Source organism: Dellaglioa sp. CoH-57-MRSF-22, from assembly GCF_056781895.1.
In genome coordinates this window covers 1-245 of the sequence record NZ_JBXAXT010000256.1, presented here as the reverse complement: position 1 = coordinate 245, position 245 = coordinate 1, and the positions used below count along the sequence as shown (strand labels likewise).

Sequence of the window (245 nt, the reverse complement as noted above, 5' to 3'; positions counted from 1 at the left end):
GGCATGAGCGCGGGGAACGCCGTGTTTGTGCATGACGAGGCGCACCGTGAGCTGGGTGTTGCGATGGCTGATTTTATGCGAGCCCAGATGAATCGATCCGGATTCGTTCGCCATTTTTTCGCGTGGTGCGATTTTGACAAGACCAATCACACGTGCCCGGAGTACTCGCGAGCAGAATGGGAAGTGGCGCGTCGCATCATCAATCGCGCTAAGAAGCGTCGAGCCCTGACCGCGAAGCCTTACAA

General features: G+C 57.1%; 1 protein-coding gene. It reads left to right on the top strand.

Going from position 1 to position 245, the window contains the following annotated elements; genetic code table 11:
- Positions 1 to 63 precede the first annotated feature (63 nt).
- Positions 64 to 245, top strand: a 182-nt coding sequence (locus AC1RPR_RS09000; RefSeq protein WP_481763607.1) for a hypothetical protein, incomplete at its 3' end; no start/stop codon positions are given.